This is a genomic window from Gemmatimonadales bacterium (assembly GCA_035502185.1).
Lineage (GTDB): Bacteria > Gemmatimonadota > Gemmatimonadetes > Gemmatimonadales > JACORV01 > Fen-1245.
The window spans coordinates 35,780-52,839 of sequence record DATJUT010000025.1; the positions used below are offsets into that span (position 1 = coordinate 35,780).

The window sequence follows — 17,060 nt, forward strand, 5'->3', positions numbered from 1 at the left end:
GCGTCCCCCCAAAGGGTGAATGCGCTACATCACCATCCCGCCGTCAACCACGATCACCTGGCCCGTAATGTACGACGCGGCATCCGATGCGAGGAAGGCCACCGCGGAGGCCACGTCCTGCGGCGCGCCGAGCCGTCCCAGCGCGATCTGCGCGCTCAGCGCGCCGCGCGCCTCGGCCGACAGGCCCGCCGTCATGTCCGTCTCGATGAACCCGGGGGCGACCGCGTTCACCCGGATGTTCCGGGACGCCAGCTCCTTCGCCGCGGCCTTGGTGAGCCCGATCAGCCCCGCCTTCGAGGCCGCGTAGTTCGCCTGCCCCTTGTTCCCCACCAGCCCGACCACGCTCGCCACGTTGATGATCCGGCCCGACCGGCGCTTCATCATCCCGCGGGCGACCGCCTTCATCGTCCGGTACGCGCCCTTCAGGTTCACGTCCATCACCGTGTCCCACTGCTCGTCCGACAGGCGGGCCAGCAGGTTGTCGCGCGTCACGCCCGCGTTGTTGACCAGGACCTCGATCGGCCCGAGGTCCCGCTCCACCTCCGCGACGCAGGCCTCGATCGCCGCGGTGTCGACCACGTCCACCCGGAACCCCTTCGCACCGCAGGTGATCTCGGCGGCCACCTCCAGCGCGTGCTCGTAGTCGCGGTCCAGGACCGCCACGTGCGCGCCCATCCCGCAGGCCAGCTCCGTCGCGATCGCCCGGCCGATGCCGCGGCCCGCGCCCGTCACCATGGCGACCTTGTCGTCGATCCCGAAATTCACGCCGCCTCCAGGAACGCCGCCACTTCGGCCGCGGTGCCGAGGTTGAGCGTCCGACAGCCCGCCAGGATCCGCTTCGCCAGGCCGGTGAGCACCGCGCCGGGGCCCAGCTCCACGAACGTCGCGCCCTCGCCCGCCAGGGCCCCCAGCGCCTGCACCGACTCCACCCACCGCACCGGGCTCGTGAGCTGCTCGGCCAGGCGCCGCCGCGCGGTGCCGGCGTCCCGGACCGGCTCGGCGCTCGCGTTCGCCACCACCGCGAAGGCCGGGTCGACGAGCGGCGCCGCCGCCAGCGCCGCGCCGAAACGCGCGGCGGCCGGCTCCATCAGCGGCGAGTGGAACGCGCCGCTCACCTTGAGCGGGATCACCCGCTTCGCACCGGCCGCCTTGAGCAGCTCGCCGGCCCGCGCCACCGCCGCCGGATCGCCCGAGATCACGACCTGATCGGGGGCGTTGAGGTTCGCGGCCACCGCGACGCCGCCCGCGCCGCTCGCCTCGCGGCACGCGGCCGCCACGCGGTCGGGCGCCAGGCCCATCACCGCGGCCATCGTGCCCGGCCGCGCCGTCCCGGCCTCGTGCATCAGCTCGCCGCGCCGCCGCACCAGGCGCGCCGCGTCCGCCACGCCCACCGCGCCCGCCGCGACGTAGGCGCTGTACTCGCCCAGGGAGTGTCCCGCCGCGCCGGCCACCCGACCTGCCAGCTTCGGCCCGGCCACGGCCCACACCGCCGCCGTGTGCGCCAGGATCGCGGGCTGCGCATGGTCGGTGCGGGTCAGCAGGTCCTCCGGGCCCTCCCACATCACGGCCGAGAGCCGGAAGCCCAGCGCCTCGTCCACCGCCTCCAGCGCCGACCGCGCCTCGGGGAACGCGTCCGCGAGGTCCTTCGACATCCCGACGCGCTGCGAGCCTTGCCCCGGACAGAGCAGGGCCGCGGCGGCCCTCGGCCCGGGGCTAGACCGAGTGGGCGGCGCGACAGAGGCCTCCGACGCAGGTGAACGCGCGCCCGGCGCCTTCACCACTTCAGGACCACCGCGCCCCAGGTGAAGCCCGCTCCGAACGTCACCAGCAGCGTGATCATCCCCGGCTGGAGCCGCCCGCACCGCCGGGCCTCGTCCAGCGCCAGGGGGATGGACGCCGAGCTGGTGTTGCCGTAGCGGTCCACGTTCACGTACACGCGCTCCATCGGGATGCCGGCATGGCTCGCGGTGGCCTCGATGATCCGGATGTTCGCCTGGTGCGGCACCAGCAGGTCCACCTGGGCGCCGGTGACGCCGGCGCGCTCCAGCGCCTTGCTGGCCGCGTCCGCCATCGCGCGCACCGCCGCCTTGAACACCTCGCGGCCGGCCATCTTGAGGTAGTAGCTCCGGTCCTTGAGCAGCGCCTCGTCGGGTGGGTGGAGCGCCCCGCCGCCCGGACGGTGCAGCAGGTCGCCCAGCGTCCCGTCGCTCATCAGATAGGTCGAGAGGATGCCGCGCGAGCCGTCGCCCCGGGTCAGCACCACGGCCCCGGCCGCGTCGCCGAACAGCACCGCCGTGGAGCGGTCGGTGTAGTCCGTGATCGCGCTCAGCTTCTCGGTGCCGATCACCAGCGCCCGCTGGGCGCGCCCCGCGATCAGCATCGATTCGGCCACCACCAGCGCGTAGATCCACCCGGGGCACGCCGCGCCGACGTCGAACGCCGTGGCGTTCCGGGCGCCCAGCAGCGCCTGGACGTCGCACGCCGTCGAGGGCAGCAGGCGGTCGGGCGTCGCCGTCGCCGCCACCAGCAGGTCCACGTCGAGCGGGCCCAGGCCGGCCTCCTCCAGGGCCTTCAGGCTCGCCTTCTGCGCCATCCCCGCGGTGGTGTCGTCCGGACCCGCGATGTGGCGCTCCCGGATCCCGGTGCGCTCGCGGATCCAGGTGTCCGAGGTCTCGAGCATCCGCTCGAAGTCGGCGTTGGTCAGCACCTTGGGCGGCACGTAGGAGCCCAGGCCGGCGAAGGCGAATTCGGGTCGGTTCACGTCGCCGGTCCGGTCACGGCGAACTCGCGGGCCATGTGCTGCACGAGCTGGTGCTGCGCGGCGTCCACCGCCAGGCGGATGGCGTGGCGGATGGCGTTGGCCGTGGAGCGGCCGTGGCAGATGATCGAGACGCCCCGCACGCCGAGCAGCGGGGCCCCGCCGTACTCCGAGTAGTCCAGTGCGCGCCAGATCCGCGACATCGCCTCCCCCGCCACCGCCTCGGCGCCCAGCTCGCGCTCCGCGAGCGCGTGGAACAGGCGCCCCAGCGATTCGTAGAACTTGAGCAGCACGTTGCCCACGAAACCATCGCACACCACCACGTCGAAGTCGCCCTGCTCCGAGCGGCCGAGCAGGATGTGCCGGCCCTCCACGTTCCCGATGAACGGCAGGCCGCTCGCCCGGAGGAGCCCGTACGCCTCCTTGGCGGCCGCGCTGCCCTTCTCCTCCTCCTCGCCGATGTTGAGCAGTCCCACCGCCGGGTTCGTGCGGCCCATGACGTCCCGCGCGTACAGCACGCCCAAGTGCGCGAAGCCCACCAGCTCCGCGGCCGTGCAGTCCACGTTCGCCCCGGCGTCCAGCACCAGGACCGACTGCCGGCTGGTGGGGAACGTGGTCCCGATGGCGGGCCGCCCAAACCCGTCGTACAGGCCGAGGATCAGGGTCGAACCCGCCATCACCGCGCCGGTATTGCCGGCGCTGATGAAGGCATCGGACTGGGCGGTCTTCTGCAGGCCAATGCCTAACACGATGGAGGAATTACGCTTGGACTTGATCGCGTGAAGTGGTTTCTCGCCCATCGCGATGGTCTCGGGAGCGTCGATGACCTGGAGGCGGTCGCGGTCCACCGCGTGCCGCTCCAGCTCCCGCTCCACGAGCCGCTGCTGGCCCACGAGCTGGACCGTGACGTCGTCCGGCAGCTCGCCGAGGGCGAGGGCGGCCCCGGCGACCGGCACGGCCGGGGCGTGGTCGCCCCCCATCGCGTCGATGGCGATCCGGATCACTCGTCCTCGATCTCGATCCGCCTCTCGCCCTTGTAGTAGCCGCAGTTGGGGCACACGCGGTGCGGGATGCGCATCTCGCCGCACTTCGGGCAAGGAGAGAGCGTCGGGGCCTGGGCCTTGAAGTGCGTACGGCGCATCCGCTTCTTGGACTTCGATGTCCTTCGCTTCGGGACAGCCATGCTTCATTCCCCTCGAGGTAACTTCGTGAGCGCTTCCCACCGCGGGTCCATCTCGGTGCTGCAGCCGCACGGGCCGGCGTTCAGATCGGCGCCGCAGCGCTTGCACAAGCCGCGACAGTCCTCGCGGCACTCGACGAACTGCGGGGCGGCCAGCAGCAACTCCTCCCGCACGGCCTCGGAGAGGTCCAGGACGGCCGAGCGCCGGGGCACGAGGTAGCAGTCGTCTTCGTCGGCGGCGTCTTCCTCGGTCACGAACACCAGGCCGAGCGATTCTGATATCGGGACGTCCACGGGCGTCAGGCAGCGGCGGCACTCCGCCCTGACCACGGTCTCGATCGACGCCTGCAAGTAGAACCTGCCCTCACCGGCGCTGCTGAGCCGGCCGGCCACGGCGAGGGGGGTTGCGAGCGCCAGGCCGGTGGCCGCCACGAGCGGGTCGTCCGGGGCGATCCGGTCGGCGACGGCGACCGGGCCCTCGCGCACCGCCGCGAGGTCGATACGCAACATGGCCGGTGAAGCTAACTCCTTGTCAGACTTGGGTCAACGATGCGGCAGACCAGCGCGAGGCCTCACCCCAAGTCCAAGTCGGAGAAGAAGAAGGCCACCTCGCGGGCGGCGTTCTCGGGGCTGTCGGAGGCGTGGATCGCGTTGCGCTCCTTGGATTCGGCGTAGAGCGCGCGGACCGTGCCCGCCGCGGCCTCCCTGGGGTCGGTGGCGCCGATCACCTCGCGGAGCTTCGCCACGGCATCGTCGCGCTCGAGGGCGAGCGGCAGGCACGGCCCCGAGGTCATGAACGTGACGAGCGGCCGGAAGAACGGCCGCTCGCGGTGGACGGCGTAGAACGACTCGGCCTGCGGCACGGCGAGGCGCACCAGGCGCGCGGCGCGGATCCGGAAGCCGGCGGCTTCCAGGTGGGCGAGGACCTTCCCCGCCTTGCCCGAGGCCATGGCGTCGGGCTTGATGATCGCGAGGGTGAGCATCGGCTGGTCAGTACCCCAGGAGTTTGCGGACGATGTCGCCGCGCGTCAGGAAGCCGACCAGGGCTCCATCGCGCGTGACGGGAAAGCGGTCGACGTCCTTGGCGAGCATCAGCGCGGCCACGTCCGCGATGGTCTGGTCTTCCGCCAGGCACAGGACGGTGCGGTCCATCGCCTCGCGCACCGGCAGGTCGCGCGGCGAGGTGGGCGAGGCGCGCGTGGTGCGCCGCTTGACGGCCTTCATCTGGCCGGTGGACAGCTGCTGCACGGTCTGAGGCAGGAGGTGCTTGAGCAGGTGCCCGTCGGTCAGGAGGCCGAGCACTTCCCCGTTGTCCCCGGTGACGGGGAGCGCCCGGACCCCGCGGCCCAGCATCACGCGGGCCGCCTCGTTGAGGGTGGTGTCGGGGCCCACCGTCGTCACGCTCATCGTCATGAGGTCCCGCACCGTCACGTCGGCGGGCACGGGCGTCTCGCGCAAGCCGGCGAGCGCGAGCACGTCGTCCGGGGAGCGGGCCGCGTGGAGGCCGGCCAGCACCTCGTCGGAGGCGAGGGCGCGGGCGACCGCGCTCATCGCCCGCAGGTACTCCGACGCATCCCGGGTGGGGGCCACGATGAGCACCACGACCCTGGCGCAGCGGTTGGGATCGTTGGAGCGGCAGATCGGCTGCGGGGCGACGCCGATCGCCAGGGCCAGCTCCGCCGCGGCGTCGGTGCGGAAGTGCGGCAGGAAGGCGCGGCCGCCGACCATCACCACGTCCTCCGGCCACTCGCTCTGGAGGATCTCGCCCAGCCGCGCCTCGTCGGCGACGGCGCCGGCGCTGGCCAGCGCCCGCGCCAGCTGGGTCGTGGCCTCGCGCACGCTCCGGGATTCCAGCGGCACCACCACCCGCCGCCGGTCGAGGAGATCGGCGAGCCTCACAGCTTCGGCTTCACCAGCGACACCACGTCGGCGGGCCGCTTCATCACCGCGATGCCGGCCCGCTCGAACGCCGCGATCTTCTCGGTGGCCGTGCCCGAGCTGCCCGAGATGATGGCGCCGGCGTGCCCCATCCGGCGGCCCGGCGGCGCGGTCTGGCCGGCGATGAACCCCACCACCGGCTTCTTCATCTTCTGCTTCACGAACTCGGCGGCGCTCTGCTCGTCGGTGCCCCCGATCTCGCCGATCATCACGACGGCCCGGGTCGCGGGGTCCGCCTCGAACGCGTCGAGGCAGTCGATGAAGTTGGTGCCGATGATCGGGTCGCCGCCGATGCCCACGCAGGTGGTCTGGCCGAGGCCGGCGCGGGTGAGCTGGAAGACCACCTCGTAGGTCAGGGTCCCGGAGCGGGACACGACGCCCACCGGGCCGCTGGCGCAGATGTTCCCCGGGATGATGCCCACCTTGGCGGCGCCCGGCGAGATGATGCCCGGGCAGTTGGGCCCGATCAGCCGCACGCCGCGCTCGGCCAGGAACGGCCAGACCCGCGTCATGTCGAGAACCGGCACGCCTTCGCTGATGCACACCACCAGCTTGACGCCGGCGTCGGCCGCCTCGAACACGGCGTCGGCGGCGAAGCGGGCCGGCACGTAGATCACCGACGTATTGGCGCCGGTGGCCGCCACGGCCTCGGCGACGGTGTCGAAGATCGGGACCCGCTCCTCGAACTTCTGCCCGCCCTTGCCGGGCGTCACGCCCGCCACGACCGGGGTCCCGTACGCGATCATCTGCCGGGTGTGGAACGAGCCGTCGCGGCCCGTGATGCCCTGCACCAGCAGCCGGGTGCTCTTGTCGACGAAGATGCTCACGCCGCCGCCCCTCCCTTGGCCAGCTTCACCGCCTGCTCCACCGCGGCGTCCATGTCGGTGAGGGCCCGCATCCCGACGCCCTCGAGGATCTTCACCGCTTCCGCCTCGTTGGTGCCCGTCAGGCGGATCACCAGCGGGCGGTCCACCTTGAACTGCTTGGTCGCCGCCACGATGCCGTTGGCCACGTCGTCGCAGCGGGTGATGCCGCCGAAGATATTGAACAGGATCGCCTTCACGTTGGCGTCCGCCGTGATGATCTTGAGCGCGGTCACGACCTTCTCCGGGTTCGACGAGCCGCCGATGTCCAGGAAGTTGGCCGGGTCGCCGCCGTAGTACTTCACCAGGTCCATCGTCGCCATCGCGAGGCCGGCGCCGTTCACGCAGCAGCCCACGTTGCCGTCGAGCTTGATGTAGGTGAGGTTCGCCTCGCGGGCCTGGACCTCCATCGGGTTCTCCGCGGCGACGTCGCGCAGCGCCTCGATCGCCGGCCGCCGCTCCAGCTCGTTGTCGTCCACCGCGATCTTGGCGTCGAGCGCCACCACCTCGCCCTTCGGCGTCACCACCAGCGGGTTGATCTCCGCCAGCGAGGCGCCCGCGTCCACGAACGCGCGGTACAGCTTCTGGAGGATGTCCGCCGCCTGGCGCACCTGCCCCAGGTCGCGGTAGAGCCGGAACGCGAGGGCCATGGCCTGGTGCGGCAGCAGCCCGTAGCGCGCGTCCACGGTGGTCTTGAAGATCTTCTCGGGCGTCTTGGCCGCGACTTCTTCGATGTCGATGCCGCCGGCCGGGCTCACCATGAACACGGGCGAATGCGTCACGCGGTCCACGATCACGCCCACGTAGGCCTCGCTGGCGATGTCGGTCGCCGGCACCACCAGCACCTTGGTGACCGTCAGGCCCTTGATCTTCATCCCCAGGATCTGGGACGCGAAGCGCTCGGCCTGCTCGGGCGTCGCGGCGAGCTTCACCCCGCCGGCCTTCCCGCGGCCGCCCGCGTGCACCTGGGCCTTGACGACGACTTTCGGGACACCCAGCCGCTCCATCGCGCGCTTGGCCTCCGCCGCGGTCGTGGCCACGATGCCCGGCGGCACGGCGATCCCCGCGCGCGCCAGCAATTCACGGGCCTGGTACTCGTGTATGTTCATCAGTCCTCGAGCAGGATGGTGGTACCCGTTTCGCCGCGGATCGCGGCCAGTCCCTGGCTCAGCTCCGCAATGATCGCCCGGCCGCCCGTGCGGGCGAAGGCGACGGCGGCCTCGACCTTGGGGCGCATGCTCCCCGCCCCGAATTGCCCGGCCGCCTGCAGTCTTTCCGCTTCGGCGGCCGTGATGCGGCGTATCGGTGCTGCACGCGGCGTGCCGTAGTCCCGGTAGACCGCGTCGATGTCGGTGAGAATGAGCAGCAAGTCCGCTCCGAGCTCCCGCGCCAGGATGGCGGCCGTGCGGTCCTTGTCGACCACCGCGTCCACGCCCTCGGTCCGCAGCACCGGATCGCGATACACCGGCGGCCCGCCGCCCCCCGCGGCGACGACGATCGTGCCCTGCTCGACCAGCCGCCGGACGACGGGCGCCTCCACGACACCGATGGGGATCGGGCTCGCCGCGAGCCGCCGCCACCGGCCGAGCGGGTCCGCCGCCACGGGAATGTCCTGCGCCACCAGGCGCGCGCGGCGCTCGGGCGACAGGGCGTGGCCGATCGGCTTCACCGGCGCCGCGAGCGTCGGATCGTCGCGGGCGACCAGGGTCTGGGTGATGACCGTGACCACCTCGCGCGCGATCCCCGCCCGCTCCAGGGCGTTCTGCAGCGACTGCTGGATCATGTAGCCGATCCAGCCCGCGGTCTCGGCGACCAGCACGCCGAGCGGCAGGGGCTCGACGTCGTGGGCGGCCAGCTCGTTCCTCGCCAGCGAATCGCCGACCTGGGGGCCGTTGCCGTGCACCACCGCGATCCGCCACCCCTCGCGCGCCAGGTCCACGATGGGGGCGAGGCTCTCGCGCGTGTGGCGGAACTGGTTGGCGATGGTGGCGCGCTCGCCCGGCGGCGCCAGCGCGTTGCCGCCCAGGGCGACGACGAGCGTCTGTCCCGTCACGAGGCCTCCGGCAGGGAGCCGAACCTAGGGACGGCGCGCACGGTCTTCAAGGCCGCCGCGGCGTGGTGTCGATGCCCAGCGCCCGGCGCAGTGCCTGCCAGGCGCGGCCGAACCGCACCCAGTCCTCGCGGTGCGCGGCGGTATCGAGTGCCAGGAACGCCGCCCGCGCCTCGGCGATCGCGGTGCTGGCGCGAGCGTCGGCGGCGGGCCCCTCCCTGGCGGCACCGAGCGCCCGCACGGCGCTCGGTGCGTCGTCGCCGGTGCCGACGCGGCCGGCCGCGAGCACCGTGAGCGAGCGGGGCATCAGCGGTGCGTTCGCCCCGGATGCGGCGAACAGAAACTGCGCGTAGGCGACGGTTCCCGCCGCGGGAAGCAGGAGCGGCTGGCCGCGCCGCACGGCGCCCGCGGAGCCGGCCGCCTCCGCCGCGGCGCCCACCATCCCCGGCGGGAGCGACATCCGGCTCTGGGCCGCGGCGGGCGTGGGGAACCGGTCGGCCGGGAGCCGCAGCAGCCGCAGCGCCAGGCCGCCGTCCGGGCGCGCCGCCCCCGCCAGGATCCCGACCAGGGCGTTGCCCGAGCCGTCGGCGAACGGCAGCATCCGCCACAATCGCGGCGGCTCGGCGGCCAGGGCCAGCAGCGCGAGCGTAGGCCGCGGCACCGCGGGCTCCGCTCCCTTGGGCGCGGAGGCCGCCGGCGGCGCCAGGATCCAGGGGCGCGCCGCGCCGCCCGTGTCCCCGCGGTGCCGGGCGAGCATCTGGGCCTGCGCCACGAACAGTCCCTCGGGGTAGCCAAGGTGCTGGCGCAGGTCGGGGTCGAGGCTGTCGCTCGGCAAGGGGGTGGCGCCCGCGCCGGCCGCGAGTCGAGCCGCGAACGGCGAGTCCGGGGGCCGCAGGAACAGCCGGGTAGCCCCGCTCACCGCGTCCACGACCGCGACGTAGGGCGCGCACAGGAAGTTGACCTCGTCTCCGTTCCAGACCACGTGGTCCGCCAGCGGGAAGCGGGCCGATGCGAGGTACCCGTCCGCGAGCCAGAACAGCCGGCCGCCCGCGAGCACCGCGCGCGGCGGGTCGAAGGTCGTGAACGGGTACAGCCGCGCCAGCCGGTCGGGGACGTCGCGCCAGATGAGCAGGCGGTCCGCCATGCTCGTGCGCCGGTCCAGCAGCGGCGGCGCCTGCAGCGCCCAGGCCAGAAGCAGCCGGCGCAGCTGCCCGCTCAGCCGCAGGCCGGCCGGCGAGCCCGGGGCCGCCGGCTCGTCGGGCCCGACCACGGCGGGCTCCGCCCCGTGGGCGAGGAAGCGGATGCGGCCCGCCCCCCGGTCCACCGGCGTGGGCGAGACGAGCGCCGGGCCCGGCGGACTCAGCTCCTCGAAGTAGCGCAGCTGGCCGTCGGGCGGCGCGGCGGCGGCGAGCGCCACCGGGTCCCCCGCCCAGGTGAGCGCGCCGCGATGCAGCGTCGCCCAGTCCGCCGGCCGGCCGGCGCGCCGCAGCGCCAGCACGTCCGTCTCGGGGACGGCCAGCGCCACCAGCACCGGCGGCGTGCCCCGACCGGCGTAGCGGTCGAGGGTCGTGCTCCAGGCGTCCTTGCGCGAGGAATCTCCCGCCGCCGCCTCGAGCGCGGCATCGAGGAGCCCCGGCTCGCCGTCCCAGGGCGACAGCCCTTCGAGGCCCCGGCGCAGGGCCTCCAGGCTCTCGGCGGGCACCGCGGATGCCGAGGGCCCGGGCTCGTCCCGCACGCCGGTCAGGATGCCGAGCCCGGCCCGCGAGTACCGATCGGCGTACTGCGCGAGGCCGAGCGCGACGGCCGGGTCCGGCTGCCCGCGCCAGGCGTCGGAGAGGTAGGGCGCGGCGTATCGTCCGACCAGGGCGCCGATCGCGAGCGCGGCCCACATCCCGACCAGGAAGCCCGGGCGGCTCCAGCGCATCATCGCGGCCGTGCCCGCCGACACCACCAGCGCCAGGGCGGCGAGGGCCGTGGCGGCCGGGACCCGGATCGCCCGATCGGCGACGTCCAGGGCCCCGTCCGCGCTCCCGCCGCCGGCGACGATGCCGTAGGCGTCGAGCTGGAATCCCCAGGCCACCACCAGCGCGAGCAGGGCTGCCAGCGCCAGCAGATGCCCGCGGGCGTGCGGGGTCATCCGGAGCCGCCGCCCCGCGACCGTGATGCTGCCGGTCATCGCATAGAGCGCCGTGGCCACGAAGGCCCCGAACACCACCAGCAGCAGCGCCGCCAGGTGCAAGGCCTCGAGCAGCGGGAGCTTGGCGAGGTAGAAGGACGCGTCGCGGCCCAGGACCGGCTCCACGAATCCCAGCGGGACCGCGGCGCGGTACAGCGTGATCAGGTCGGGCAGATCCGTGAAGGTGGCGGCCGTGACGAGGCCGAGCAGCACGGCGAGTGCGATGGCGATCCAGCGCAGCACCCGCTGCGGCACGGCCTCGGCGATCTCGAGGTTGCCGACGCGGCGCGGCAGGTGGACCGCGCCGATGGAGCGGTAGACCGCGAGCGTCTGCAGGGCGTACCACGCCGTGGCGGCGGCCGCCACGGCCACCTGCCACAGGGTGTCGTGGACCAGGCGGAAGCGGTACAGGCGGCCCAGGCCGAGATCTGCGTACCACGAGGCCTCGGTGAAGCGGATGGCGACCCAGCGGCCGCCGAACAGCAGGAGCAGCACGGCCGCGACGGCGTACAGTACCACCCGCCGGCGGCTCATGACCCGAGGCCGCCGACCCCCTCGGCGCGCAGCACCTGGTCCGCCTCGCGCCGGATGGCGGCCAGGGACGGCTCGGTGCGGGCCTCGAACCGCAGCACCAGGAGGGGCTGCGTGTTCGACGCCCGGATCAGCCCCCACCCCTCGCCGGTGCGCCAGCGCACACCGTCGATCGTGACCGTCGGATAGCGCTGGCCGAAGTAGCGGGCGGCCGCCGCGACGATCGCCGGCTTCCGCTCCTCCGCGCACTCCACGCGGATCTCCGGCGTCGAGACGTACTGCGGCAGGGCGGCGCGCAGGGCCGAGAGCGGCCGGGGCTGGCCGGCGAGGATCTTGAGCAGCCGCGCGGCGGCGTACAGGGCGTCGTCGAAGCCGAGGTAGTCGGGCAAGCCGAAGAACATGTGGCCACTCATCTCGCCGGCCAAGACGGCGCCGCTCTCCTTCATCTTCTTCTTGATGAAGGAGTGGCCCGTCATCCACATCGTCGGCTTGGCGCCGGCGCTCTCGAGGGCCTCGACCAGCGCGTCGGAGCACTTCACGTCGAAGATCACCTCGCGGCCCTTGCCGAGTCGCTGCACGAGGTCGATCCCCAGCAGCGCGAGGATCTGGTCGCCGAACAGGACCGTGCCACCCTCGTCCACCGCGCCGATGCGGTCCCCGTCCCCGTCGAACGCGATGCCGGCATCGGCGTGCGCGGCGGCCACCCGTGCCTGGAGGTCGCGCAGGTTGGCGAGGACGGTCGGATCCGGGTGGTGGTGCGGGAAGCGGCCGTCCGATTCGCAATACAGGCGGTCCACCCGCGCACCGAGCGCCTCGAGCGCATCCGGGTAGGTCAGGCCGGGCACGCCGTTGCCGCAGTCCACCACCACGTGGAGCGGCCGCGCGAGCGCCCCGATGCGCGTGACGATCTCCCGGCGGTACGCCTCCAGCACGTCGTGGGCGGCACGCGTGCCCTTGCCCGTGGCGAAGCGATCCCGCTCGATGCGCTCGCGCAGCGTCTGGATGTCGTCGCCGGCGAACGGCAGGCCGCCGAGGACCAACTTGAAGCCGTTCATCTCCGGCGGGTTGTGCGAGCCGGTGACCTGGACCCCGCCGTCGGCCTGGAGGTGGTGGATCGCGAAGTACAGGGCCGGCGTCGGCACCGGGCCGACGTCGAGCACCTTGGTGCCGGTGGCCACCAGGCCCCCGGTGAGCGCCGCCAGCAGCTCCGCGCCGCTGGGACGGTTGTCGCGGCCGACCGCCACGGTCGCGGGGCGGCCGAGCCGTTCCCGCGCCTCCGACCCGGCGGCGGCGCCCACCGCGCGGGCGACGTCGGGCGTGAGGTCGGCGCCGACGGTGCCCCGGATGTCGTACTGGCGGAAGATCACGGGATCGATGCGCATCGAGGTGCGGTCTCCGGCCGCCGGCGCGGCCGGCCTCCCTAGTTGCCGACCGGGACGGGTGCCGAGATGGTCGGGACCCCGGCCGGCAGGAACGCGTGCGAGCCGGCGCGTGCGGCGGCGAGCGCCGCATTGGGCCAGAACCCGAACACGAGCAGCGCCACCACCATCACGGTCAGCGTGACGCCGACCAGCCGCGGCACGAGCACGCCGGCGTGCGCCAGGTCGTGGCTCCGCGGCTTCATGTACATCGCCATCACCACCGGCAGGTAGTACCCCGCCGACACGACGCTGGTCAGCACCAGGATCGCCGCCAGGACGCCGTAGCCGCCGCCGGTGGCGGTGACCAGGATGTACCACTTGCCGATGAAGCCCGCGGTGCCCGGGAACCCGAGCAGGGAGAGCATGCACACCGCCATCCCGAAGGCGAGCCAGGGATGCGACTCCGCCAGCCCGGCCAGGTCGTCGATCAGCACGTCGCGCTCGCCGGCGCGGCCCTTGAGGGCGAGGATCGCGAAGGCGCCCACGGTCATCAGCGTGTAGAACAGCAGGTAGAACAGGAACGCCGCGGCCCCCGCGGTCGAGCAGGCCACCAGCGCGGTCAGCAGGTACCCGGCGTGCGCGATGCTGGAGTACGCCAGCATCCGCTTGACCGAGCGCTGGGCCAGCGCGATCAGATTCCCCACCACCATCGTGACCGCGGCCAGCCACCACAGCGCCTGCTCCCAGGCCGGGTGCACGCCGGCAAACGCCTGGAGCAGGATCCGCACCAGGGCGGCGAACGCCGCGGCCTTCACCGCCGTGGACATGAAGGCGGTCACCGGCGTGGGCGCGCCGTCGTACACGTCGGGCGTCCACATGTGGAACGGCACGGCGGCCACCTTGAAGCCGAAGCCCACCAGCAGCAGCGCGAGGCCGGCGAGCAGCATCGGGTGGTGCTCGAGCTGCAGCGGCCCGATCTGAGCCGCGATCAGGTACAGCTTGGTCGTGCCGGTGGCCCCGTACAGCAGCGCGATGCCATACAGCAGGAACGCGGAGGCGAACGCCCCGAGCAGGAAGTACTTCAGCGCCGCCTCCCCGCCGACCGGGCTGCGGCGGTCGATCCCGGAGAGGACGTATACCGAGATGGACATCAGCTCGAGGCCGAGGAAAAGCACGAACAGGTCCTCGCCGCCGGCGAGCAGCATCATCCCCACGGTCGCGAACAGGATCAGCACGTGGTACTCGGGGATCCGGATCCCCTCGCGCTCGAGGTAGTCGACCGACAGCAGGATCGCCAGGGCGGCCGCGAGCAGGACGATGAGGTCCACCGCGTAGCGGAACGGATCGAGCGCCAGGCTGGTGGGGAGTCCCACGACGCGGGCACCCGAGGCCCACAGCCACACCGTGGCGGCCGCGGCGAGCGCGAGGCCGGCTAGGGCCAGCATCCCGGACCGCCGCTGGGCTCCCGGCTCCCGGTGGTGCCAGGCGGCGTCGAGGAGCAGCAGCATCGCCCAGACCGTGAGCACGACCTCGGGGAGGGCGGCCTGCAACAGGCCCGCGGCGCGATCCAGATCGAGCGGCATGGCTACGGGAGCCTCGCGCCCGTGGCGGCGCTGTCGCGGGACGAAGGCGCTGCGCGCGCCGCCCGCACGAGCCCGGCCGGTGCCGCCAGTGCCACCACGCTGGAGGAGGCTGCGTCCGGCGACGCCGTCGTTGCGTGCGCCGCCCGCACGGATTCGCGGGCTGCCGCCTCGGCCACCGCGGGCGCCGAGCGGCCGTGCACCGCCGCGATGAACTGCCGCGCCGACGGCTCCATGCGCCGCAGCACCGGGCCGGGCGCGAGCCCGAGCCACAGGATCACGGCCACCAGCGGCACCAGCACGCCCCACTCCCGGCCGGTGAGGTCGGTCAGCTCACGGTTCTCGGGCTTGTCGAGCTTGTAGTAGATCACGCGCTGCAGCGCCCACAGCAGGTAGGCCGCCGCGAAGATCACGCCGGTCGCGGCGATCGCGGCCGCGACGGGATGGGTGCGGAACGTCCCCAGCAGCACCAGGAACTCCCCCACGAAGCCGTTGGTGCCCGGCAGCCCGATCGACGACAGGCTCACCAGCGTCAGCACCGCCGCGTAGGCGGGCACCACCCTGGCGATGCCGCCGAAGTCGGCCACCAGCCGGCTGTGCCGGCGCTCGTAGATCATGCCCACCAGGAAGAACAGCGCGCCGGTCGAGATCCCGTGGTTGATCATGACCATCAGCGCGCCCTGGACGCTCTGGACCGTGAGCGCCCAGATGCCGAGGACCACGAAGCCGAGGTGGCTCACCGACGAGTAGGCGATCAGCTTCTTGAAGTCGGGCTGCACCATCGCCACCAGGGCGCCGTAGATGATGCCCACCACCGCCAGGGTCACCACGATCGCGCTCACGGTCCGCTGCATGGCGACGGCCGGGAACAGCGGCAGCGCGAACCGCAGGAAGCCGTACGTCCCCATCTTGAGCAGGATCCCGGCCAGGATCACCGAGCCCGCCGTGGGCGCCTCGACGTGCGCGTCGGGCAGCCAGGTGTGGAACGGGACCATCGGCACCTTGATCGCGAACGCCAGGAAGAAGGCCCCGAACAGCCAGAACTGGGTCGAGACCGGCAGCGTCGCGTAGCGCAGCACGTGCTCGTAGGCGAAGGAGTACAGCCCGCCGGCCGAGCGCCCCGCGTTGAAGTACAGCACCAGGATCGCCACCAGCATCAGCAGCGAGCCGAGGAAGGTGTAGATGAAGAACTTGATGCTCGCGTACAGCCGTCCCTTGCCGCCCCAGATCCCGATGATGAAGTACATCGGGATCAGCATCATCTCCCAGAACACGTAGAACAGGAACAGGTCGGTGGCGACGAACACGCCGAGCATCCCGGTCTCCAGCACCAGCAGCAGCGCGTAGTAGCCCTTCTCGCGCCGGGTGATGCCCGACCAGCTGCCCAGGACCGCCAGCGGCATCAGGAAGGTCGTGAGCAGTACCATGAACAGGGAGATGCCGTCGATGCCGACGCGGTAGGTGATGCCCCACGCCGGGATCCAGGGCAGCCAGCCGCCCACCTGCATCCCGGTCATCGCCGGATCGTACGCCCACCACAGGCCCAGCGAGACGACGAACTCGACCACCGCGACCCACAGCGCGATGCGCCTGGCGGCGGATGCCTGCGCCGGCCAGATCGCCAGCGCTCCCACGAGGGGGATCAGCAGCAGGGCACTGAGCGCCCAGCGGGCGTAGTGGAGCGAGGCCAGCAGCGCGATCACGGTGCCCTAGCGGAGCAGCGCCGCGAGCAGCGCGACGGCTCCGACCACGAAGAAGAAGACGTACGTGCCCACCTGCCCCGTCTGCAGGCGGCTCCCGAGCCAGCCCAGGCCGCGGGCCACGGCGGCCGAGCCGTTCACGCCCGCCGTGTCGATGATGCCGGCGTCCAGTCCCTTCCACAGGACCACCCGCGCCAGCCACACCAGCGGCCGCACGATGACCGTGTCGTACAGCTCGTCCACGCGGTACTTCTCCAGCAGCAGCTTCGCGAACCCGGTCTCGGCGGGCGCGCGCTCGGGCGGCACCAGGGCCTCGGGTCTCAGGATCCGGGTCGCGAGCCAGATGCCGCCGACCCCGATGAGCGCCGCCAGCACCATCAGCCCGATCTCGACCCCGGTGGCCGGCGCGAGGTTCGGCAGCAGCGCCGCGCTCCGCTCGGTGACCGGCTCCAGCCAGCGGTGCAGCGTGCCGACGTGCGGCAGGTTGAGCGCGCCCCCCAGGACCGTGAGCCCCGCCAGCACCACCAGCGGCCAGGTCATGACCCACGGCGCCTCCGCCAGGTGCGGCCGCTCCAGGTCGCCGGTTCGGTTGGGGCCGTGGAACGTGTACAGCATCAGCCGCGCCATGTAGAACGCGGTGAGGAAGGCCGCCACGAGCCCGAACGCCCACACCACCCGGTAGAACGGGTCCGCCGCCCCGCGCGCGAACGCTGCGCCGAGGATCTCGTCCTTCGAGAAGAAGCCGGCCAGCGGGGGAATGCCCGCGATGGCCAGCGTCGCCACCCACATCACCCGCGAGGTCCACGGGAGGTACGCCATCAGCCCGCCCATGTTGCGCATGTCCTGGGCGTCGGCTGTGCGGTGGGTGTGGTGGTAGGCGCGGTGCAGCACGTGGATCACGCTGCCCGCCCCCAGGAACAGCA

At 72.9% G+C, this 17,060-nt stretch carries 16 protein-coding genes; all 16 read right to left on the reverse strand.

Going from position 1 to position 17,060, the window contains the following annotated elements:
* Window positions 1-24: 24 nt before the first annotated feature.
* Window positions 25-765: a 3-oxoacyl-[acyl-carrier-protein] reductase gene (gene fabG, locus VMF70_03450; protein HTT67063.1), complete on the reverse strand. Its 741-nt coding sequence runs from the start codon at window positions 763-765 to the stop codon at window positions 25-27.
* On the reverse strand, window positions 762-1,862 hold the full coding sequence (fabD, locus tag VMF70_03455) for an ACP S-malonyltransferase (GenBank protein HTT67064.1): 1,101 nt from the start codon (window positions 1,860-1,862) through the stop codon (window positions 762-764). Before fabD ends, fabG begins: the two co-directional genes overlap by 4 nt.
* Window positions 1,775-2,761 (reverse strand): beta-ketoacyl-ACP synthase III, encoded by a 987-nt coding sequence (locus VMF70_03460; GenBank protein HTT67065.1) that lies wholly within the window; start codon window positions 2,759-2,761, stop codon window positions 1,775-1,777. The genes fabD and VMF70_03460 overlap by 88 nt, the downstream gene beginning before the upstream one ends.
* Window positions 2,758-3,762 carry a phosphate acyltransferase PlsX gene (gene plsX, locus VMF70_03465; protein ID HTT67066.1) on the reverse strand — a complete coding sequence of 335 codons (1,005 nt, stop codon included), beginning with the start codon at window positions 3,760-3,762 and terminating at the stop codon, window positions 2,758-2,760. The genes VMF70_03460 and plsX overlap by 4 nt, the downstream gene beginning before the upstream one ends.
* Window positions 3,759-3,941: a 50S ribosomal protein L32 gene (gene rpmF / locus VMF70_03470; GenBank protein HTT67067.1), complete on the reverse strand. Its 183-nt coding sequence runs from the start codon at window positions 3,939-3,941 to the stop codon at window positions 3,759-3,761. Before rpmF ends, plsX begins: the two co-directional genes overlap by 4 nt.
* Before the next feature lie 3 nt (window positions 3,942-3,944).
* Window positions 3,945-4,448 (reverse strand): DUF177 domain-containing protein, encoded by a 504-nt coding sequence (locus VMF70_03475; protein ID HTT67068.1) that lies wholly within the window; start codon window positions 4,446-4,448, stop codon window positions 3,945-3,947.
* A 62-nt stretch (window positions 4,449-4,510) separates the two neighbouring features.
* A complete protein-coding gene (ndk, locus tag VMF70_03480; GenBank protein HTT67069.1) occupies window positions 4,511-4,921 on the reverse strand; it encodes a nucleoside-diphosphate kinase in 411 nt (136 codons plus the stop codon).
* Between the two features lie 7 nt (window positions 4,922-4,928).
* Window positions 4,929-5,837, reverse strand: a complete 909-nt coding sequence (locus VMF70_03485) for a CBS domain-containing protein (GenBank protein ID HTT67070.1) — start codon at window positions 5,835-5,837, stop codon at window positions 4,929-4,931.
* Complete coding sequence (gene sucD, locus VMF70_03490) at window positions 5,834-6,703, reverse strand: succinate--CoA ligase subunit alpha (GenBank protein ID HTT67071.1); 870 nt, start codon at window positions 6,701-6,703, stop codon at window positions 5,834-5,836. Before sucD ends, VMF70_03485 begins: the two co-directional genes overlap by 4 nt.
* Window positions 6,700-7,848 carry an ADP-forming succinate--CoA ligase subunit beta gene (gene sucC / locus VMF70_03495; protein HTT67072.1) on the reverse strand — a complete coding sequence of 383 codons (1,149 nt, stop codon included), beginning with the start codon at window positions 7,846-7,848 and terminating at the stop codon, window positions 6,700-6,702. The genes sucD and sucC overlap by 4 nt, the downstream gene beginning before the upstream one ends.
* Window positions 7,848-8,792 carry a carbamate kinase gene (locus VMF70_03500; GenBank protein ID HTT67073.1) on the reverse strand — a complete coding sequence of 315 codons (945 nt, stop codon included), beginning with the start codon at window positions 8,790-8,792 and terminating at the stop codon, window positions 7,848-7,850. Before VMF70_03500 ends, sucC begins: the two co-directional genes overlap by 1 nt.
* A gap of 46 nt (window positions 8,793-8,838) precedes the next feature.
* Window positions 8,839-11,499 (reverse strand): UPF0182 family protein, encoded by a 2,661-nt coding sequence (locus tag VMF70_03505; GenBank protein ID HTT67074.1) that lies wholly within the window; start codon window positions 11,497-11,499, stop codon window positions 8,839-8,841.
* The gene (locus tag VMF70_03510; GenBank protein HTT67075.1) at window positions 11,496-12,878 is read right to left on the reverse strand and encodes a phosphomannomutase/phosphoglucomutase; all 1,383 of its coding nucleotides are present in this window, start codon (window positions 12,876-12,878) and stop codon (window positions 11,496-11,498) included. Before VMF70_03510 ends, VMF70_03505 begins: the two co-directional genes overlap by 4 nt.
* Window positions 12,879-12,916: 38 nt before the next feature.
* Window positions 12,917-14,440: an NADH-quinone oxidoreductase subunit N gene (locus VMF70_03515; protein ID HTT67076.1), complete on the reverse strand. Its 1,524-nt coding sequence runs from the start codon at window positions 14,438-14,440 to the stop codon at window positions 12,917-12,919.
* A 2-nt stretch (window positions 14,441-14,442) separates the two neighbouring features.
* Window positions 14,443-16,140, reverse strand: a complete 1,698-nt coding sequence (locus tag VMF70_03520; GenBank protein ID HTT67077.1) for an NADH-quinone oxidoreductase subunit M — start codon at window positions 16,138-16,140, stop codon at window positions 14,443-14,445.
* A 6-nt stretch (window positions 16,141-16,146) separates the two neighbouring features.
* Window positions 16,147-17,060 (reverse strand): proton-conducting transporter membrane subunit (locus VMF70_03525; GenBank protein ID HTT67078.1); only part of this gene is annotated, 914 nt, incomplete at its 5' end.